At 60.3% G+C, this 19,631-nt stretch carries 25 protein-coding genes; 22 read left to right on the top strand and 3 right to left on the bottom strand.

Going from position 1 to position 19,631, the window contains the following annotated elements:
• Positions 1–22: 22 nt before the first annotated feature.
• Positions 23–847 carry a ZIP family metal transporter gene (locus tag H8790_RS09630; protein WP_187332317.1) on the top strand — a complete coding sequence of 275 codons (825 nt, stop codon included), beginning with the start codon at positions 23–25 and terminating at the stop codon, positions 845–847.
• Positions 848–1,297: 450 nt separating this feature from the next.
• On the opposite strand, the gene H8790_RS09625 is transcribed toward H8790_RS09630, so the two are convergent.
• Positions 1,298–2,005 (bottom strand): response regulator, encoded by a 708-nt coding sequence (locus tag H8790_RS09625; RefSeq protein ID WP_187332316.1) that lies wholly within the window; start codon positions 2,003–2,005, stop codon positions 1,298–1,300.
• Positions 2,002–3,072 (bottom strand): sensor histidine kinase, encoded by a 1,071-nt coding sequence (locus H8790_RS09620; RefSeq protein ID WP_243208479.1) that lies wholly within the window; start codon positions 3,070–3,072, stop codon positions 2,002–2,004. The genes H8790_RS09625 and H8790_RS09620 overlap by 4 nt, the downstream gene beginning before the upstream one ends.
• Before the next feature lie 377 nt (positions 3,073–3,449).
• Between H8790_RS09620 and H8790_RS09615 the strand changes: the two genes are divergently transcribed.
• From H8790_RS09615 to H8790_RS09515, 21 genes are all read left to right on the top strand, one after another.
• Positions 3,450–4,025, top strand: coding sequence for a hypothetical protein (locus tag H8790_RS09615; RefSeq protein WP_187332314.1), 576 nt, complete (start codon positions 3,450–3,452; stop codon positions 4,023–4,025).
• 146 nt (positions 4,026–4,171) lie between these two features.
• Positions 4,172–4,630, top strand: a complete 459-nt coding sequence (locus tag H8790_RS09610; RefSeq protein ID WP_187332313.1) for a terminase small subunit — start codon at positions 4,172–4,174, stop codon at positions 4,628–4,630.
• Positions 4,627–5,865, top strand: coding sequence for a PBSX family phage terminase large subunit (locus tag H8790_RS09605; RefSeq protein WP_187332312.1), 1,239 nt, complete (start codon positions 4,627–4,629; stop codon positions 5,863–5,865). Before H8790_RS09610 ends, H8790_RS09605 begins: the two co-directional genes overlap by 4 nt.
• Positions 5,866–5,894: 29 nt before the next feature.
• Positions 5,895–7,055 carry a phage portal family protein gene (locus tag H8790_RS09600; RefSeq protein WP_187332311.1) on the top strand — a complete coding sequence of 387 codons (1,161 nt, stop codon included), beginning with the start codon at positions 5,895–5,897 and terminating at the stop codon, positions 7,053–7,055.
• A gap of 11 nt (positions 7,056–7,066) precedes the next feature.
• Positions 7,067–7,981 carry a hypothetical protein gene (locus H8790_RS09595; RefSeq protein WP_187332310.1) on the top strand — a complete coding sequence of 305 codons (915 nt, stop codon included), beginning with the start codon at positions 7,067–7,069 and terminating at the stop codon, positions 7,979–7,981.
• A 33-nt stretch (positions 7,982–8,014) separates the two neighbouring features.
• A complete protein-coding gene (locus H8790_RS09590) occupies positions 8,015–8,356 on the top strand; it encodes a hypothetical protein (RefSeq protein ID WP_187332309.1) in 342 nt (113 codons plus the stop codon).
• 14 nt (positions 8,357–8,370) lie between these two features.
• On the top strand, positions 8,371–9,402 hold the full coding sequence (locus H8790_RS09585) for a phage major capsid protein (protein WP_187332308.1): 1,032 nt from the start codon (positions 8,371–8,373) through the stop codon (positions 9,400–9,402).
• Between the two features lie 38 nt (positions 9,403–9,440).
• The gene (locus tag H8790_RS09580) at positions 9,441–9,806 is read left to right on the top strand and encodes a hypothetical protein (protein WP_187332307.1); all 366 of its coding nucleotides are present in this window, start codon (positions 9,441–9,443) and stop codon (positions 9,804–9,806) included.
• A complete protein-coding gene (locus tag H8790_RS09575) occupies positions 9,803–10,120 on the top strand; it encodes a hypothetical protein (protein ID WP_187332306.1) in 318 nt (105 codons plus the stop codon). The genes H8790_RS09580 and H8790_RS09575 overlap by 4 nt, the downstream gene beginning before the upstream one ends.
• Entirely contained in the window at positions 10,117–10,614 is a 498-nt protein-coding gene (locus H8790_RS09570) for a hypothetical protein (protein WP_187332305.1), read from the top strand. The genes H8790_RS09575 and H8790_RS09570 overlap by 4 nt, the downstream gene beginning before the upstream one ends.
• Positions 10,608–11,675: a phage tail sheath subtilisin-like domain-containing protein gene (locus H8790_RS09565; protein WP_187332304.1), complete on the top strand. Its 1,068-nt coding sequence runs from the start codon at positions 10,608–10,610 to the stop codon at positions 11,673–11,675. The genes H8790_RS09570 and H8790_RS09565 overlap by 7 nt, the downstream gene beginning before the upstream one ends.
• Before the next feature lie 12 nt (positions 11,676–11,687).
• Entirely contained in the window at positions 11,688–12,077 is a 390-nt protein-coding gene (locus H8790_RS09560) for a hypothetical protein (protein WP_187332303.1), read from the top strand.
• On the top strand, positions 12,077–12,400 hold the full coding sequence (locus tag H8790_RS09555; protein ID WP_187332302.1) for a hypothetical protein: 324 nt from the start codon (positions 12,077–12,079) through the stop codon (positions 12,398–12,400). Before H8790_RS09560 ends, H8790_RS09555 begins: the two co-directional genes overlap by 1 nt.
• Positions 12,397–12,831 (top strand): hypothetical protein, encoded by a 435-nt coding sequence (locus H8790_RS09550; protein WP_187332301.1) that lies wholly within the window; start codon positions 12,397–12,399, stop codon positions 12,829–12,831. The genes H8790_RS09555 and H8790_RS09550 overlap by 4 nt, the downstream gene beginning before the upstream one ends.
• Before the next feature lie 14 nt (positions 12,832–12,845).
• Positions 12,846–13,406 (top strand): SafA/ExsA family spore coat assembly protein, encoded by a 561-nt coding sequence (gene safA, locus H8790_RS09545; RefSeq protein WP_243208478.1) that lies wholly within the window; start codon positions 12,846–12,848, stop codon positions 13,404–13,406.
• Positions 13,403–14,335, top strand: a complete 933-nt coding sequence (locus tag H8790_RS09540; RefSeq protein ID WP_187332300.1) for a hypothetical protein — start codon at positions 13,403–13,405, stop codon at positions 14,333–14,335. The genes safA and H8790_RS09540 overlap by 4 nt, the downstream gene beginning before the upstream one ends.
• Before the next feature lie 5 nt (positions 14,336–14,340).
• Positions 14,341–14,724 carry a hypothetical protein gene (locus tag H8790_RS09535; RefSeq protein ID WP_187332299.1) on the top strand — a complete coding sequence of 128 codons (384 nt, stop codon included), beginning with the start codon at positions 14,341–14,343 and terminating at the stop codon, positions 14,722–14,724.
• A gap of 4 nt (positions 14,725–14,728) precedes the next feature.
• Positions 14,729–15,079: a hypothetical protein gene (locus H8790_RS09530; protein ID WP_187332298.1), complete on the top strand. Its 351-nt coding sequence runs from the start codon at positions 14,729–14,731 to the stop codon at positions 15,077–15,079.
• 10 nt (positions 15,080–15,089) lie between these two features.
• Positions 15,090–16,148 carry a baseplate J/gp47 family protein gene (locus H8790_RS09525; RefSeq protein WP_187332297.1) on the top strand — a complete coding sequence of 353 codons (1,059 nt, stop codon included), beginning with the start codon at positions 15,090–15,092 and terminating at the stop codon, positions 16,146–16,148.
• 12 nt (positions 16,149–16,160) lie between these two features.
• Positions 16,161–16,721: a hypothetical protein gene (locus H8790_RS09520; RefSeq protein WP_187332296.1), complete on the top strand. Its 561-nt coding sequence runs from the start codon at positions 16,161–16,163 to the stop codon at positions 16,719–16,721.
• Between the two features lie 111 nt (positions 16,722–16,832).
• A complete protein-coding gene (locus tag H8790_RS09515; RefSeq protein ID WP_187332295.1) occupies positions 16,833–17,498 on the top strand; it encodes a M15 family metallopeptidase in 666 nt (221 codons plus the stop codon).
• 37 nt (positions 17,499–17,535) lie between these two features.
• Here H8790_RS09515 and feoB read toward each other — a convergent pair whose 3' ends face one another.
• A complete protein-coding gene (gene feoB, locus H8790_RS09510; RefSeq protein ID WP_187332294.1) occupies positions 17,536–19,611 on the bottom strand; it encodes a ferrous iron transport protein B in 2,076 nt (691 codons plus the stop codon).
• Positions 19,612–19,631: the final 20 nt, after the last annotated feature.

Here is a 19,631-nt window from a genome sequence, read left to right as displayed (position 1 = left end):
GAGGGAAGGAAAGGAATCATGCATGGGGGTTATAGGAAGCATTTTGACCATCACCGCCATTGCCGGCGTGGGCGGCACTGGGCTGGGCGGCGCGGCGGCCACCTTGTTTCGGCGGGACTCGGACAGGACGGTGAGCCTGCTCATGTCCTTTGCGGCCGGTGTAATGACCAGCGTGGTCTGCTTTGACCTGCTGACAGACGCGCTGGACCCGGCGAACAATGCGGGGGTCTCCAATGTGCTGGCGGTGGTGCTTGGCGTATTGATAGGGTATGGCGTCATCGGGCTGCTCAACGGCTGGATAGAGGGAAAAGGCGAGCAAAAGCGCAGGGTCATGCTGGTAAACCTGCGGGGCGCAAGGAAGAAGGAGCAGTCATCAGACCGGGAGCATTCCCGCAGGCAGCTCTTTATAGCGGGTGTGGTCATGGCGGCGGCCATTGCGCTCCACAATATGCCGGAGGGCATGGTGATCGGAGCATCTTTCGCCCGCTCGGGGGAAGAGGCGTCCCGGGGCGGTATCCTGATGGCAATTGTCATTGGCCTGCACAACATTCCGGAGGGGGTGGCGGTGGCGGTTCCGCTGATTGCCGGAGGGATGGGTGCCGCGAGGGCGGTGGGCATTACGGCTCTGTCCGGGCTCCCAACGGTCATAGGCGCGCTGATTGGGTTCTACCTTGGTTCCATGGGCCCGATGGCGCTGACACTGTCGCTGAGCTTTGCCAGCGGCGCCATGCTCTATGTGGTGTTCGGGGAGCTTTTGCCGGAGGCAACGGAGATGTGGAGGTCCAAGGCTCCGGCCTTCGCCGCCACGGCCGGGATGATGGTGGGCCTGATCATCGTTTACGCGTGAGGCGGGGTATGCGGATTCCGGAGACAGCCACATATCCTTCCGGACGTGACAAAAGAATTAAAAAAAGAGATTCCATCCCGTACGGGATGGAATCTCTTTTTTGCCCGGAGGAGGTGAGAGGCTGTCTTGTGATAGAGATCAATATGTAGTATGGGGAGAGATGTAATTTTAAAAGGCTCCGGGCAAGAGAAAGGGTGAAGATTGAAATTCAGCGGCCTTGAGAGGGAATTCCTCTCCTACCAATTTTATTCTATCAGATTTTGTCAAAAATACACGTTAAGAGTGTGCCAAGTTTCCAGCTCATAAAGAAGAGCGTGTGGTCCTCTAAACCCATCTAAGGAGACCTGTGAAAAAGAGTTTCCCACCGCAGATGAAAGACTGCGGCGGGCAGACAAAAGGCTGGCGCGAAAGCGTATAAAAAGGCGCTGCCGTCAAGGCAGCGCCTTTTATTCAGTCACCTTCAGCCAAACGGTACCCTACACCCACCTCCGTGAAGAGATATTCCGGTTCGGCGGGGTTCTTTTCCACTTTTCGCCGGATGTTGGCCATATTGACCCGGAGAATCTGGTTGTCGCCGCTGGCCCGGGGGCCCCACAGTTCCTTGATGATAAAGTCATAAGTCAGCACCTTACCAGCATACTTGCCTAACAGCGCCACAATGCGGAACTCGCTGAGGGTCAGATGGGCGTTTTCCCCGCGGACCAGCACCTGGTGCTTGTTATAGTCAATGGTGAGGTCCCCTACTGTGTAGGTGCCCTTCTGGGCAATCTCATCGTTGCCGGAGGAGGTGCGAGTATGGCGGATGGCCGTGCGCACCCGGGCCAGCAGCTCATCGGTGCCGAAGGGTTTGGTGAGATAATCATCGGCGCCCAAGTCCAGGGCGTTCACCTTATCGTGTTCATGGGAGCGGGCGGAGACCACCACCACCGGGAGACTGGACCAGCTCCGCAGGCTGCTGAGGACATCCAGGCCATCCATATCCGGCAGCCCCAAATCCAGGATGATCAGATCCGGGCAGTGGGAGGAAATCATGGAGAGGGCCTCCTCCCCCGTGCGGGCCTGCATGGTTTCATAGCCGTTGGAGTTTAAAATGGTGCAGATGAAGTGGGAGATGCTCTTTTCATCCTCCACCACCAAGACTTTTTCACGAATGGTCATAGGGATTCCTCCTCAAAAAGGGGCAGACGAAATGAAAATTCTGCGCCTCTATCTAAATTTTTGGCTTCCATGGTGCCATTGTGGGCCCGGACGATAGCCATGCAGACGGAGAGCCCCAGGCCCATGTTGCGCTTGCCGTCTCCGGATGCAGTTTCATTACGCTTGAGGGTGCCGTCAAAGAGGGTGGGCAGCTCCCTTGGGGGAATTCCGCAGCCGTTGTCCGCCACGGAAAATCGGGCATAGCGGCCCTCAGACTGGACGGAGAGCAGGATGCAAGTGGTGGTCTCCCCGTGGAATACGGCGTTTTCCAGCAGGTTGGACAGGACCTGCTCAATGAGGATTGCATCCATGGGGACCAGAAGCAGTTCCTCCGGAGCCTCTACCCGTATAGAGACCGAGGGGAAGCGCTTACGGAACTTCCGCACGGCCTCGCCCAGCACTTCTTCCGCCGCCTCCGGCTCCTTTGTGATCTGGGCCTGGGCGTCGCCGATCCGGGTGATGGACAATAGATTCTCCACAACCCGGATGAGCCACTGGGCCTCGTCCCGGGCATCCTCCAACAACTTTTTCTGCTCCTCTTTGGAGAGGCTTGGATTTTCCAGCACAGCTGAAGTGGAGCCCATGATGGAGGTCAGGGGAGTGCGGATGTCGTGGGAGACGGAGCGGAGCAGGTTGGCGCGCATCTTCTCCTTTTCCGTCTCCGCCCTCAGCCGATCCTGCTGCTTGATCTTTGTGGTCATGGTGCAGGTAATCAGGGAGACGCCAAGCAGCGTGAGAAAGGTCAGGGGGTAGCCGGAGATGGTGAAGTTGAACGCCCAATAGGGATAAGTAAAGATATAATTGACGCCGATGACGCCCAGAATGGCAGAAATCAACCCGAAGAGATAGCCTGTGGTCAGGCGGGAGATCAGCAGCACGGCAAGCACGAAAATCGGCGAGGCAAAGCCGTCGGAGGTATCCGCCATCCTCAGCAGGATACATAGCTCCACCGCACAAAAGAGAATTCCCACAGAGATCAGCAGGTCTTTCCAGGAAAATGGGAAAATCTGCGGCTTTTTTGTGTTCAAAAGGCACCTCCTTTTCTCCGCAAAGGCCGGAGAAACAGATGATTGCTGCATGGGCTGGCCGAGACGGACTGCAAAACAACGCTTACTACTATAACACAGAAATCCCAATTTGCACAGCGGATTCTGCTGGAAAGGAATTGCCTGTTGTTTATGGATACGCAGTTCTTTGCGCTGCAGCGGACGACTATTTTCGACTATTATAACAAATGACGCGTTAAATTTCCGCTAAAATCGAAGAGGGAGACCAAGTGGCTGGGGGCCTTCTTGACAACCGCTTAACAAGGGGGCATTGAGCTTTAGCAGCAGTTGAACGGGTTCTTCCCGTATAATAAAAGCAAGCAGAAGACCTGCATAAGCTGATAAAGGAGTGTGTCCTCATGGAGAAAGAATTGAATGATTTTCTGAGAAAGAATGAAGTGGTGCGCTGGCAGGGCAAGCCGACGGACTTTCCACTGTTGGACGGCGAGAACAAATTCCGCATTTTGCGCACCTGGATATTGACGGTGGCTCTTACCATCGGTTTACTGATGCTCTACTGCTCTAAAAACGAGGAGTGGAGCATGGGGTTCATTGCTTTGACGCTGGCGGTTGCCACGCTGATTATGGTGTCCCCCATCTTAGAACGGATCAATCTGCGCAAGCAGAAGTACTGGCTCACGGACCAGCGGGCAATCGTGATGACAAAGGGCAAGGCCCTCTATTATATGGAGCTCTCCGACGTTGACGATTTTCAGATGGTGACGGATGTGGCGACTCAGGATTGCCTCGTCTTAGGCAGCGAGCTCTTCAGCGAGGTGCACAAGCAGCTCCGGTGGCGCGCCTGCCACCCCAAGATCGACGTGATGACCAACGACGATCAGGACTGCGCCGCAGGGTTGGTGTTCTACTGCATCAGCAACGCGGAGGCCGCTGCCCTGATTTTGGAGCAGGGCAATATAAAGCGCAGCGCGTAAAAACCGCATCAGACGGGATACCGCAGGGAAGATTCCCTGCGGTATTTTTTTGCCCGCAGGCACTGCTGCGGCAAAAGAAACCCGGTTCAAATGCATACAGGCGTGCAATTTTGAACAGCCGCCGAGGAGTGTATGAGAGGACGGAGGTGAAGAGGATCGTGAAAGAGATGTGCGCCGGAGGGGACCGGCAGAAATTCTGCGAGGCATATCTGCGGACCATGGACCCGGAGCGGGCCGCGGCTAAGGCGGGCTGCCGGGACGGATTTTCCGCCCTGTCCCGAAAGAGCGTGCAGGAGCAGCTGGAAAAGATGCGGGAAGCGGCATCGGGACAGCTCAAGCGGGAAGATGTGCTGCGGCGTTTGGCGCAGCTGGCATTTGGACGGGTCAACGACGCCATTCGGCTGGCGCTCCATGAAGGAACATACGACCCCGATGAGCTGGACCTGTCTGCAGTGGCGGAATTCAAGGCAACGGACAAAGGCCTGGAGGTAAAGTTCGTGGATCGGGTACGGGCCCTTGAGGCGCTTTACTCCCTGTTGGGAGATGGAGCAGGGGACGGGGCCGTGGACTTTTTTCAGGCTCTTGAGGATGCCGGGAACGAATGAGGATCAGACGGTTTTCCCCAAAGCAAAGAAAAGTCCTGACCTGGTGGATGAAGGACAATCATCACGAGGCGATCATCTGCGACGGGGCCGTACGAAGCGGCAAGACACTGTGCATGGGCATCTCGTTTGTCTTTTGGGCAATGCGCTGCTTTGACCGCAGGCAGTTTGGACTGTGCGGAAAGAGCATTGTCTCGCTGCGGCGCAATGTGCTCAGCGAACTGCTGCCTTATCTGAGGCAGCTTGGCTTTCAATGTCTGGAAAAGCGTTCGGAGAATTTGATTCTGATCCGGTATGGCAGCCGGGAGAACCGCTTCTATCTCTTTGGAGGCTACGATGAGTCCAGTGCCGCACTGATCCAGGGCATTACGTTTGCCGGAGTGTTGTTGGACGAGGTGGCGCTGATGCCCCGCTCCTTTGTGGAGCAGGCCTGCGCCCGGTGCTCCGTATCGGGAAGCAGGCTGTGGTTCAGCTGCAACCCCGAGGGGCCCCAGCACTGGTTTTACCAGGAGTGGATTTTAAAGAGCTGTGAACGCCGCGCCCTGTACCTCCACTTTACCATGGAGGACAATCCGGCCCTTTCCGAGCGAATCCGCGCCAGGTACCGAAATTCCTACAGCGGCATCTTTTACCGCAGGTTCGTCCTGGGGGAATGGACCGCCGCACAGGGCCTGATCTACGACTTTTTTGAGCCGGAATCCTGCTGCGTCACACCGCCGGAGGGGGAGATGGAGCGCTACTGCATTTCCGTGGACTACGGAACGGCCAACCCCACCTCCTGCGGTTTCTGGGGGCTTAGGGACAATGTGTGGTACAGGCTGCGGGAGTACTACTACAATTCCCGGAAGGAGGGGCGCCAGAAGACGGACGCCGAATATGTGGAAGCCATCCGCGCTCTGGCGGATGGACGGCCGCTGGCGGCGGTGCTGGTAGACCCCTCCGCCGCCAGCTTCATCGAGGCCCTTCGGCGGGAAGGGTTCCCTGTGGAGCGGGCCAAAAACGACGTGTCCGACGGAATCCGGGTGACGGCGGATCTTTTGAAGCGGAAGCGGATCGTGATCTGTAACACCTGCGGCGACTGCATCCGGGAGATGGGGCTTTACACCTGGGACGAGCGGTTGGGCCATGACGCGCCCAAGAAAGAAAACGACCACGCCATGGACGACATGCGCTACTTTGCCATGTGGGTGCGAAAGCAGGAGGAGGGTGGATTCGCCGCCACATACGTGGAGCGGTAGTTTGAGTTTTCATGAAAAAGGAGAGTCAGATGGGCTTTTGGAAGAAGAAGGAGACGGCACCTGCATTTGTCCAGCTGCGCCAGCCGGACCAGCATCCCTTTGGGCTGCTGAACAACTGCGTGCCCATGCGCGGAGGCGAGACCCAGCTCTGCCGCGCGGTACGGGAGGCGGTGCCCATTGTGGACGCGGCCATCTACAAACTGATCCGCCTGGTGGGAGGCGTCCGGGCCCAGTGCCCGCAGGCCCGGGCTGACGAGGCGCTGAATCAATTTTTGAAGACGGTCAGCGTGGGGCGCGGCCAATTTGGGCTGAATTCCTTTGTGGACTGCTATGTGGATTCCCTGCTGACCTGCGGCAGGGCCATTGGAGAAATCGTGCCGGAGCGGGGAAACCGGGACATTGCGGCGCTTCTTTGCGGCCGGGTGGACAACCTGGAAATCCGGGAGGGGCGCAACCCGCTGGAATTTGTGATCTGCGGCCCCGATGAGCATGGGGCTGTCGTTCCGCTGCCCTATCAGAACCTGCTGCTGTTCACGCCCCTCAATCCGGAGGCGGACAACCCCTATGGCGTGTCGCTGCTGCGCTCACTGCCCTTTTTGAGCGATATCCTGTTGAAGATCTACAACGCCATCGGCGTCAACTGGGAACGGTGCGGGAACGTCCGGTTTGCCGTGGTGTACAAGCCTCAGGAAAAGGAACTCTCCGGCGTGCAGGCCCAGGAGCGCGGGCAGCAGCTTGCAAGGGAGTGGGCCAGCGCCATGCAGAGCACGAAAAGCGGAAGCGTCCGGGACTTTGTGGCTGTGGGCGATGTGGACATCCGGGTCATTGGGGCAGACAACCAAATTTTAGACAGCGAGGTGCCGGTGCGGCAGATCCTGGAGCAGATTGTGGCCAAGACGGGGATCCCACCCTTTATGCTGGGGTTGAGCTGGTCCTCCACGGAGCGGATGAGCTCCCAGCAGGCGGATCTTCTGACCACGGAGATCACAGCCATCCGGCGGACGCTGACGCCCGTGCTGGAGCGGATTTGCCGGCTGTGGCTCAGAATGCAGGGCATGAGCGACCAGGTGGAAATCCTGTGGGATGACATCAATCTCCAGGATGAGCTGGAAGAGGCCAAGGCTGCCCTATACAGAGAACAGGCAAGAAAGCTGCGGATTGAAAACGACGCGGCGGAACCACAGCAGTGAAGGAGGAGAACATGGAAATCAGAAAAGAGCGGGAGGGGACGCTGAGCTGCCCCGCAGACGAGGCGGATTTGGCGCTCATCAACCAATTGGCAAAGAGCAAGCTGACTGCGGAGCAGGTGTACACCTTTGCCGTGCGGCTGTGCGACAACGAGGTGGACCGGGACTATGAGCGCTTTGACGAGCCAGCCCTCCACAAGCTGGGCGACCTCTTTGTGGGCAAAAGCGGTATTTTTGACCACCAGTGGGCCTCCAACGGGCAGACCGCCCGCATCTACCGCACAGAGGTATGTTTTGAGCCGGAGAAAAAGACATCCCTGGGGGAAACATCCTGTTATCTGAAGGGGTATGCCTACATGCTCCGCAGTGAAAAGAACAAGGACCTGATTGCGGAGATTGAGGGCGGCATCAAAAAGGAGGTCAGCGTGGGATGCAGCGTGGAGCGGAGCGTCTGCTCCATCTGCGGCAGCGAAATGGGGAGCTGTAAACACCAAAAGGGAGAGGCTTACGGCGGCAAGCTCTGTTTTGCGGAGCTTCGCAATCCCACGGACGCCTACGAGTGGTCCTTTGTGGCCGTGCCCGCCCAGCGCCATGCCGGCGTCATCAAGCGCTTCGGCACGCTGAAGCAGCTTGTGGAGACGGCGGAACAGGGCGCGTGCCTGGAGGAGTGGAAGGCGCTGGAGCAGCAGGCGGAGTTGGGTCGCAAGTACCTGGGCGCCTTACGAGCTGAGGTGAGCCGTCTGGCCGCGCTGAGTGACGAATCGCTGGATGCGGAGATTTTTTCCGGGATCGCAGGCAAGCTGAGCGAACCGGAGCTCCTGGAACTCAAGCGGGTATATGAGAAGCAGATGCGGAGCAAATACCCGCTGCAGACCCAGCTGCAGGACATGGAGCGGGCCGCAGACAACAAAGCTGTTTTTCTCGTGTGATGAGAGAGCGGAATATAAAAAGGGAGGACGACAATGAACATTTCTTTTGACGGCATGAACCAGTGGACGGCGACCTTTGCCACCTCGGACGCAGTGGAGGGGCACGTGGTCAAGATGACCGCAGGCGCCACGGTGGGCGCCTGCGCCGACGGCGACAGCTTCTGCGGCGTTACCGCCGCTAAGCGGGCGGGGGACGCCTGCGCCGTGCAGCTTGCCGGCGTGGTGACGGCGCCCTACACCGGCACCGCGCCCACCGTGGGCTACGCTAAGCTCTCGGCCAACGGAACCGGCGGCGTCAAGGCCAGCTCCACCGGCCGGGAGTACCTGGTGCTGGACATCGATCCCAGCGCAAATACCGTAACCTTTGTACTGTAAGGAGGAAGATGGACATGGCCTATCATTTTGACAATTTGAAGCTGGACAAGGGCATGTATGCCCAGTCCGGCAAGAGCTTCACCCAGACCCTGGAGGAGATGGACCCCAGCGAAAACTACCGGGGCACCGCCCTGGAGGGGATGGACGCCTTCCAGCGCCAGCTCAAGCGCTTTGACATCCATGTCAAGGGAGTCGGCAGCGACATGGTGGAGAAGTTCTTCCACACCACGGATTCCGCAGTGCTGTTCCCGGAGTTCGTATCCCGGGTGGTGCGCCAGGGCATGGAGTCGGAGAATATCCTGCCCAGCATCACCGCAACGGTGACCAATTTTGACGGTATGGATTACCGCTCCATCGCCTCTGTGCCCACGGAAGAGGAAAAGTCTCTCCGGCGTGTGGAGGAGGGCAGCGAAATCCCCACCACCTCCATCCGCACCCAGGAAAACCTGGTGCGGCTGCACAAGCGGGGCCGGATGCTGGTGGCGTCCTATGAGGCCATCCGCTTCCAGCGGCTGGACCTTTTCTCCGTGACGCTGCGCCAGATCGGCGCCTACATTGCCCGGATGCATCTGGAGGACGCCATCTCCGTCATCCTCAACGGCGACGGGAACAACAACGCCGCCAAGAGCTTCGCCGTGGGCACAAAGCCCATCGGCGGAACCGCGGGCACCCTGAGCTATGATGCGCTGCTGGACTTCTGGGCCCAGTTTGACCCCTATGCCCTGAACACCATGCTGGTTGCAGACGACGTGATGCTGGCCATGCTGAAGCTCAGCGAGTTCCAGAACCCGCTGACCGGGTTGAACTTCCAGGGCACCGGAACCCTGACCTCCCCTCTGGGGGCAAAGCTGCTGCGCACCTCCGCCATGCCGGCCGGCAAGATGATCGGCATGGACAAGAACTACGCCCTGGAAATGATCAACGGCAGCGACGTGACGGTGGAGTATGACAAGCTGATCGACCGGCAGCTGGAGCGTGCCGCGATCACCAGTATCTCCGGCTTTGCCAAGCTTTACAGCGACGCCTCCAAGGTGCTGTCGGTGTGAGTTAAGGCCGCGCGGAGCGCGGCAGGGGGAGGACGAACATGAGTGATGAAATTTTGAGACTGGCAAAGACGCTCAGCGGCGCATCGGAGCAGGAGTCAGAGCTGTTGGAGACGCTGTGCGCCGCCGCGGAGGACTCCCTGCGCACAAAGCTGCGTCAGGGCATCACGCAGCAAAGCTGCGCCGCAGCCTATCCCTGCGCGGCGGCGATGCTGGCCGCCGCCAGCCTTCTGGAATGCCGGGGCGGCCAGGGCGGATTTTCCTCCTTTACGGCGGGCACGGTCTCTGTCAGCGGCATGTCTGCGGCAGAGGCCGGCGCCTCCGCTGACCAGCTGCGCCGGGAGGCCTGGCGCCTGATGGAGCCCTATGTGAACGAGAGCTTCTTGTTTTGCGGGGTGAGAGGATGACAGAGCGGCTGTCAGAGATTGTGTCCCGATACGGCCAGGAGGCGACTTTGATCCGGGATGGGGCAGAGACTCCCATCCGGGCTTTTATCCAGCCCTCGGCCGACCGGAACCGGCTGGAAGACGCGGCGGACGTATTGGGACGAGGAGACGAACGCCTCTACGTCTATCTGGGGCGGACGGCCGTGGAGCCGGGGGATGTGCTGGTCTGGCAGGGGCTGCGGCTGCGGGTAAGGACCTCCTCCCCCTACTATGTGGGGCGGGAGCTGAGCCACTACTGGGCGGCCCTTCGGATGGAATGGGAGGCGGCGGTATGACAGGAATGAATCAGGTGCGCGGCGCGGTGATCCGCTGCTTGCAGGAGGCTGGGCTGGAGGCTGTCCCCCGGCTGGGACAGCAGCGGGAAAAGCGCCCCGCCGGAGCTGTGGCGGCCGTGGGCGTCCGGCAGAGCAGCGGACGGGCCATGGGCTTTTGCAGCTATCTGGGACAGGTTTATGACGAGGAAAAGGGGACGGTCCGGGAGCTCTACGGCAAACGGCTGGAGGTGGAGTTGGCGGTGGACGTCTACGCGCCCGGAAATGACGAGTGTGAAGCCGCGGTGGAAACGGCGGCAGAGGTGCTGCTGGCCGGCCTGCCCTCCGGACTCAAGCCGCTGGAGGCCAGCTGGGGTGAGATGAAATGGGATCGGGACCGGGAGCTGTACGTTCGTCAGGGAGCGGTCCGGTGCACGGCGTACTTTACAGCGACAGGCAGCGAGGAGAGCGGAGCGCTGCTGGATTTTGAATTGAAAGGTGTGGTACTTCCTTGTTGAGTACAGTTCATGAGCGCCCGGGGGTCTATTCCTCCTACGACGCTTCCGCCGTGTTAAACGGCGGCGCCGCCATCCGGATCATCGGCTTGGCGGCTTCAGCCACAAAAGGGACGGCCAATGAAGCCGTGACTCTGACCAGCTATGCTGCGGGGCTTGCCGCCTTTGGCGAGGATGCCGAAGGCAGCGCGGGCATGTCCACGCTGCTGAGGCTGCTGTTTGCCGGCGGCGCGTCCACTGTGGTGGCGGCCGCGGTGGAAGAGAAAACGGTCAGCGGCTATACTGCGGCCTTCGAAGCCCTGGCCCAACAGGAGAATATTCAGATTGTGGTCTGCGACAGCGCCGATGCCGAAGTGCATCAGGCCTTGAGGCAGAGTGTGGATTCCACTTCCCAGAACCGCAGGGAACGCATCGCGGTGGTGGGGGGCAGCGGCGAGAGCGCGGCGCAGCTCAAGGCCCACGCAGCGCAGATCAACAGCGAGCGTGTGGTGCTGGTGGGTCCTGACGCACTGGACGAGTCCGGAAAGACCCTGCCCGGCACCTGCAGCGCGGCGGCAGTGGCCGCGGCCATTGCGGTCAACCGCGACCCGGCTGTGCCCCTCAACGGCGTGAAGCTCTACGGCCTGGGCGGAGTGAGCCAGCGCTACAGCGACAACGACATTGATCTGCTGGTGCAGGGGGGCGTGATGCCTCTGGAGGAGGTAGCGGGAGTGATCTCACCCGTCCGCGGCATCACCACCCGCACCACCACCGGCGGCGCGGCCGACAGCACCTGGCGGGAGCTGACCACCATCCTGATTGTGGACAATGTGATTCCCGCCATCCGAAACTCCCTGCGCAGCAAATTTACCCGTACCAAAAACACGGCCCAGACAAGAGGAGCCATCCGCTCCCAGGTGGTGGTGGACCTGGAGAGCAAAGTCAAGGCGGAGATCATCGACAGCTACGGCGAGGTGTCGGTGAGCGTATCAGAGGAAAATCCCACCGTCTGTCTGGTGGAGTTCAGCTTTGCCGTGGCCCATGGGCTCAACCAGATCTATCTCACGGCCCACATTACGGTTTAAGGAGGCGAGTTCATGGAGATTGCAGGTTTTCCCACCAGCGCGGACATCTATCTGGAACTCAACGGAAAGAAAGTGGCGGTGGTACAGAGCTACTCCGCGAAAGTCACCCGGAGCAGCCAGACCATTGAGGCCTTCGGCGAAAGCGAACCGGTGGCCACCATTCCCGGCCAGTGCAAATACACCCTGGAGCTGACCCGGCTCTACGCCACCGACGAGGCCATCAGCGACGGCATCAGCTTCTACCATCTGGAGGACTTCTCCCTTGTGATCTGCAAGCCGGACCGCAAGGTGATCTACAGCGGCTGCCAGTGGAGCAACATCTCCGAGCAGGGGGAGCTGAACGCCATGGTGGCGGAAAAGGTGACAGTGCTGGCCACGGGCCGCATTGAGATCGCCGCGTGATGAATGGAATCGACGAGCTGCGGCCAGTGACGGCGGCCCAGCTGCTGAAGCTGCGGCGGGACCCGCTGCTCAGCCAGTGCGCGCCGGAGGAGTCCGGCCTTCTGGGCAATGCCCTGGTCCTCTCCAAATGCTGCTATCAAGAGGGCAAGCCGGCATTTGAATGCGCCGCACAGGTAATGGAGACGCTGACGGCGGAGCAGATCGAGCGGCTGATCCGCCTGCTCTGCGCCGGGGAGCAGCCAAGGGAGCGCCCGCTGGACGCAGGAAAAAGTGCCGCCTTTGACCAGGAGCGGTTTCGCTGTATGCAGGAGGAGACCACATGAATTACATCGAACAGCTCCTGCTGCGGCAGAGCCAGCTTTGGAGGACGCTGCTGACGGGGGAAGAGCAGGAGGAGCAGGAGGGGCAAGAGCCCTGGGCCGAGGCCGCCGAGGCGCATACGCAGCAGAAGAGGCGCCGGGAGGCGCTGCGTGCCTGGGAGCAGGAGGGCTCCTTTCAGGCGGAGGAGAGCCGGGAGGCTTTTCAGGCGGCCGGGGAGCAGAGGGATGAGAGGATCGACTTCCCATCCCGGCGGCTGCTCCTGAACGAGGGCGTGGCAGCTGCCCGGAAGGCGGTCCCCCAGGAACCGGAGGGGTGGGGAGAGCCGCAAGACGCGATCAAAGCAGCGCTCCCACAAGGAGAATCGCCGGCGGACGTTTCCCGGCAGATTCAAAGGGATGCCCGCCGATACGACGGCGGATACACCCTTTACTGATCAGGAGGGATCGGATGGAACTGACGCCCATGCGCTTTAAGGACTATGTATGGCCCCACAACCCGGCCACCTACAGCATCACCTACCAGAGAAAGGTGGCGGTTCACAAGGTGCCCTTTGGCAGGTACTGCATGCAGGACCTGGACCTTGGGAACAGGGTGATGCGTGGCGAGGGAGAATTTGCCGGGGAGGGAGCCTATGATGAGTTCCGCAAACTGGCGGTGGTATTTTACAAGAAAGGGCCGGGACTGCTGGTGCATCCTGTGTGGATGGCGGCCAACGCCTACTTTATCTCCCTGAGCCTGGCCCAGCAGCCAAGACCCGATTACGTCAAATACACGTTTGAATTCTGGGAGAGCTTTGACGGCTACGGGCCCTTCAGCGTGGACCAGGAGGCCAGCGGAAGCACTGTCAGCCGGGGAAGCGGCAGCGTTTATTACACCGTGGTCAAAGGCGACACGCTCTGGGGGATCGCAAACCGGTATGGAGTCACGCTCCAGTCTCTGATTGCCAACAACCCACAAATCAAAAACCCCAACCTCATCTACCCGGGAAATCAGGTGAAAATCCGGTGAAGGGACAGTTGAAAACATACGACGGTGTGGTATACACGCTGCCGGTCCTGCTGAGCTGGGAGGTCATCCGGACCGGAGGGGTGCCCTGCGACAGTTTCACCGCGGTGTGCCTCTATGAGCGGTCCATGGCGGAAGTGCTGCCCAAAGTGAACCGCTTCCGCGCGGCGGTGGATGGGGTCAGCGTTTTCTATGGCGTGCTGGATGAATACGAAATCCGCCAATCAGAACAGGGCCTTTTGCTGACGGTGGCCGGCCGGGGGCTGTGCGCGCTGCTGTTGGACAACGAAGCCACTGCGGCCAACTACCAGCGGGCTACCACAGAGGTGATTTTACGCAACCACGTGACGCCCTACGGACTGACGTGCAGCGCGGTTCAGCCGCTCTCCGGTGCCTATGCCGTCAGCTCCGGCGTCAGCCAATGGAAGGCGCTGGATGGATTTACCCGGCGCTATGGTGGGTTTTCCCCCTATTTCGACCATGTGGGCAGATTGATTCTTCAAAAAACCGTATCCGGAAAGACGCTTACCCTGACCGACGGCTCCCCGGTGCTCTCCCTGGTAAAGCGGGAACAGCGCTACGGCGTTTTGTCGGAGGTGCTGGTGGTGGACAAAGCCCGGGGCATCTCCCACCGGGTGAAAAACGAGCCCTTTTCCAGCAGGGGCGGGAGTTGTCGGCGGGTGCTGTACACGCCGGGAAAGAGTACATATGAGGCCATGCGCTACACGGGAACCTATCAGATCGAGGAGTCCCGGAAGGATCAGCTGTCCGTTGAGGTCAAGCTGCAGGGCGCGTTTGCCGCGGAGCCGGGCGACCAGGTGACGCTGCACATGGAGAGGACGGGCATCTCCGGAAGCTACCGGGTGGAAGAGGCCCGCAGCAGCCTGGACGAGAGCGGGGAAACCTGCCTTTTGACACTGAAGGAGAGATAATCGGTATGTGGCTATCAAGACAGCTGAGAAGCGCCCAGGGGACGGCGGGACTTCCTGCCGCCGATCTGGGTGTGACCACCATCTGCGGAGAGAGCGCAGGCGTTCTGGCCCGGGGAGAGGTACGGAACCTTCCGGTCATGGGGCCGGGTGGATTCGCCTGGAAGCCGGACAACGGTGCGGCCGCTCTTTTAATCCGGGGAGGCACTGGGGCCGAGGAGTGCTGCGTGGCCGGAGTGGAGGACCCGGAGGGAAAGAATTTGGAGCCAGGCGAACTCCTCATCCACTCCAACGGAGCCTCCATCCGTCTGAACAACAACGGGGAAATCCATCTGTCCGGCAGGCTTTATATCAACGGCGAGGAGTACCAGGCGCCGGTCATTGGGGAGTGAGGGCATGGAACTGAAGATCAAGGACGGAGACTATGTGACCGACGGAGCCGGCGGGCTCAGGCATGTCAGTGGCCGGGAGGCCCTATTGCAGCGGGTGCTGTTCAAGCTGACGGCCCGCAGGGGGGCCCTGCCCTTCCTGCCCCGGTTGGGCAGCAGGCTTTATCTGTTGGGCGGCGAAAGCCCTGTGGGGCGGAAGGGGGCCGCGCTGCAGTACGTGACAGAGGCGCTCTCCGACGAGGAGGACGTAAGCGTGACGGATGTGGAGCTTGGCAAGGACGAGCAGGGGCGGATGAACATCAAGGTCCATCTGCTCTATGGGGGAGAGGAACTCAAAGTGCCCCTCACAGTCCGGTAAGGAGAAGAGGATGAAAACAATTGACGAAATCTATCAGGAGCTTCTGGAAACCTTTGCGGAAAAGGCGGGATTTGTTCCGGAGGAATCCTGCGACCTGAGCGTCCGCCTCTACGCCGTGGCGGCCCAGGTACAGTCGCTGCTGATTCAGGCGGACTGGGTACTGGATCAGAGCTTTCCCCAGACCGCCCAGGGAAAGTATTTGGATTACCATGCGCAGCTCAGAGGAATTACTCGCCAGGAAGCGGCCCGTGCCCAGGGCACACTGCGCTTTCTGACAGACAACGCGCTGGCCACGGACCTGATGATCGAGGCAGGCACGGAGTGTATGACGGAGGACAATGTGCGCTTTGTCACCACCAAGGAGGCCACCATGGCGGCGGGGACGCTGTCAGTGGACGTGCCAGCCGCAGCTGTGGTGGCCGGCAGCGCGGGCAACGCAGTGGCGGGGTCCATTGTGTGGATGGCCGCCATGCCGGTGGGGATTACGCGCTGCACCAACCCCAACCCCTTTGCAGGGGGAAGCGACGCGGAGGACGACGAATCCCTGCGCAAGCGCATCCTTGAGAGCTATCAAAGACTGCCCAACGGCGCGAACGCCGCCTTTTACCAGAAGATCGCCATGAATCACGCCTCAGTGGCTGCCGCCACCGTGGTGGGGCGGGCCAGAGGCATCGGCACGGTGGACGTCTACGTAGCGGCTGCCACCGGGATTCCCTCAGAGGAGCTGCTGGAGGAAATCCGGGCGGATCTCCAGGAAAAGCGGGAGATCGCCGTGGATGTCCAGGTCCTTGCGCCCCGGACCCGGGAGGTGGCGGTGACGGCACAGGTGAAGGTGCAGAGCGGGTATGCGTTTGAATCGGTGAAGACCAGCGTGGAGGAGGCGCTTGTCCAGCATTTCTCCGGAAAGCAGTTGGGCAAGGCGGTGACCCTGGCACAATTAGGAAACCTGATCTACCACGCGGAGGGTGTGGAAAACTACCACATTGCGCTGCCTACCGAGGATATTCCGGAGGACAGCAAGGTGCTGCCTGTGCTGGGCGCTGTGACCATCAGCGAGATGAAGGGCTAAGGAGGCTGGAACATGGGGTATGAGACCTATCTGAAGGACCTGCTGCGGCCCCTTGGCATCTACCAGATGAAGGAGGGCAGCCTCAGCGGAGAGGAACTGTCCGCCGCGGGCAGGGGGCTGGATTCATGCGCCGGGGCGCTGGACCGTGCCGAGCGGGAGGGGATCAACGCCACGGCGGAAGACGAGGGGCTGGACCGGAGAGAAGCGCTGTTTGCCCGAAAAAACGCAGCGCCCACCACTGAGCTTCGGCGGGAGGCAATTGCAGCCCTGATGCGCATTGACGGAGACAGCTTTACCCTCCAGGCCATCAACGACACCATCGGCGGATGCGGGATTCCCGCCCAAGCCATTGAGTTGGAGGACCGGATTCGGATCGTGTTCCCGGGCCTGGTCGGCATGCCGGAGGAGTCTCGGCGCATTGAGGAAATCATCCTGGACATCATTCCGGCCCATTTGGAGACGGAGTTCTACTACAGGTATTTGACCTGGGCGGAGTGTGAGGCCCATGGTTACACCTGGGCCATGGTGGAGGCCGCGGGCTATACCTTCCTCGAGTTTCAGATGGCGGTATAAAAAGAGCCAATGGCACGGCGCCGGAAATTGACTATACTGAATAAGGCGCCCCGGAGGCCTGGGGGCGCGCTCAAACGGGACACGCGGAATCAGGCCGTATAGGTGATTGAAATGATCAACAGCAGAGACATTTCCCGATTGCGCTCCGATGTGGAGGCCAACTGCCGCAGTTTGCTTGCGCTTTGCAAAGAGCGGGGCCTGGCAGTTCTGGTGACCAACACGGTGCGGGACGACGAATATCAGGCATATCTCTATGAACAGGGCAGGACACGGCCGGGGAGTATTGTCACCAACGGGAAAATCCCCACCTTTCACTCAGTGAGGGCCGGGCTTGCTTTTGACATCAGCAAGAACGTAAAGGGTGAGGAATACAGCGACCCGGACTTTTTCCGAAAGGTGGCCGAGGTGGCCAAACAAATGGGATTTACCTGGGGCGGAGACTGGAAATCCATTGTGGACCGTCCCCATTTTCAGTGGGACGACAAGGGCAGCTACACCAACGCGGATATCCGAGCCGGCCGATATCCGCCGCCCATGCCGCTTTACAGGCAAAAGGAGGAACCCATGACGCAAGAGCAGTTCAATAAGATGATGGAAACCTATCTGGAGGCCCGCGCCAAACACGAGCCCTCCGATTGGAGCGCTGAGGCCAGAGCCTGGGCGGAACAGAAGGGGATCATCCGTGGCGACAAGGATGGGAATATGATGTACAAAAGCTTCTGCACCCGGGAGGAACTGGCTGTCTTTCTGGAACGGATGGCAAAGACATTGGAATAGAAAAAGGCCCCGCCTTATAAAGGCGGGGCCTTTTTCGTCAGACAAACAGCACCAGCAGATGAGAGAGCACGGCGCAGAGGACAATGCCGATGACAGTGGGTAGGGCAATGGCCAGCAGCGTCCAGCGGATGCTTTTTGTCTCCTGATAGATGGTCAGGCAGGTGGTGGAGCAGGGCCAGTGAAAAAGGGAGAAGAGCATCACGCAGAGCGCGGTGACCCACGTCCAGCCGTTGGAGGTGAGCAGGATCTGAAGGGAATGCAGATCCGTCATCTCGATGATGGTATCCTGGGCCGTATAGGCCATGAGGATGATGGGGACCACAATCTCATTGGCCGGAAAGCCCAGGATAAAGGCCAGCAGGATGACTCCGTCCAGGCCGAGGAACTGCCCCACAGGGTCCAGTGCAGACGCAAGGCGGGACAAGAGGGAGACCCCTCCGGGGGAGACATTGGATAAAAGCCAGATCACAAAGCCCGCTGGCGCGGCCACGGAGACCGCCCTTCCCAAAACGAACAGGGTTCGGTCGAAAATGGAGCGGACGATGACCTTGCCCACTTGGGGACGGCGGTAAGGGGGCAGCTCCAGCGTGAAGGAGGAGGGGACGCCCCGCAGCAGCGTCCGGGACAGCAGGCTGCTGGCAGCCAGCGTCATTCCCACGCCAAGAAGGACCAGGGCGGTCAGCAGCAGCGCCGACAGCAAAGACGACTGGCGCTCCACGCCCACAAAAAATATAGTGAGCATGGTGATTAATGTGGGGAAGCGGCCGTTGCAGGGGACGAAGCTGTTGGTGACAATGGCGATCAGACGCTCCCGCGGGGAGTCGATGATGCGGCAGCCCGTGACGCCCGCAGCATTGCAGCCAAACCCCATGGCCATGGTCAGCGCCTGTTTCCCGCAGGCGCGGCACCGGCGGAAGCTGTGGTCCAGATTGAAGGCAACCCGGGGAAGGTACCCCAAATCCTCCAAAAGTGTGAAAAGGGGGAAAAAGATGGCCATGGGCGGCAGCATGACAGAGATCACCCAGGCCAGCGTCCGATAGACGCCGTCCACCAAAGCGCCGCTGAGCCAAGTTGGCGCGCCCAGGGTATGGAGCAGGCTGCGGATCGGCTCTTCAAGGGAAAGAAGAGCCGAGGAGAGCAGCGAGGAGGGATAGTTGGCGCCGGTGATGGTCAGCCAGAAAATCCCGGCCAGGAGCGCCAGCATCACCGGAATGCCGGTTTTCCGGCTGGTGAGAATGTGATCCAGGCGCCGGTCCCGCTCTGTACGCCGATCATCCTGCTGCGAGACCACACTGTGCCCAATCCGCTCCGCCGTCTCCACAATCCGGGATACCACGGCGTCCTGCAGATCACCGGGGGTGGGGTAAGTATCTTGGAGCAGGACCTGAGCCTCCTCCAACTGGGGACAGTTGTCAGGGGGCGGCAGGTTCCCGCAGAGCATCTGGAGCGCAGCCCAGCGGGGGTGGGCGCTTGACTCGCAGAGCGCGGGTGAGAGAAGCCCCACAGCTTCCTCGATGGCCGGTGGGTAGATCACCGGGCGGCAGGCTCCGTCGTCAAGCTCTGCCTGGCCGGCGGCGGCATCCATCAGCTCACTGAGCCCTCTGCCGCTGCGGGCGGCGGCGGGAATCACCGGGACGCCCAATTTGGCGGAAAGTGCCTCTATGTCCACGGATACGTTCCGGCGCTTTGCCTCGTCCATCAGATTGACGCAGACCACCGTCTTTGCCGTGATCTCAAGCGTCTGAAGGACCAGGTTGAGATTGCGCTCCAGGCAGGTGGCGTCGCAGACGACAATCACCGCATCCGGCGCCCCGCCGCAGAGGAAGTCACGGGCTACTTCCTCCTCGGCGGAGTGCGCCAACAGGGAATAACAGCCGGGCAGATCCACCAGTAAGTACGATTTACCGCCGTGTTGGCAGATCCCCTGCGCGGTTGCCACTGTTTTGCCGGGCCAATTCCCGGTATGTTGGTTCATACCTGTCAATGCGTTGAACACCGTTGATTTTCCCACATTGGGATTTCCGGCCAGGGCGATCACGGCCTCCTGTTCTCCACTGCTGCGCAGCCCTGTGTCAATGGCGGCTCTGCCGGTGGAACCGACGGTAAGACCCAATTCGATTCACCTCCAAAGAA

It is taken from the genome of Oscillibacter hominis, from assembly GCF_014334055.1.
Classification (GTDB): Bacteria; Bacillota; Clostridia; order Oscillospirales; family Oscillospiraceae; genus Oscillibacter; species Oscillibacter hominis.
Note: the sequence above shows the minus strand (reverse complement) of the source record. Positions and strands in the feature narration are given on the sequence as shown.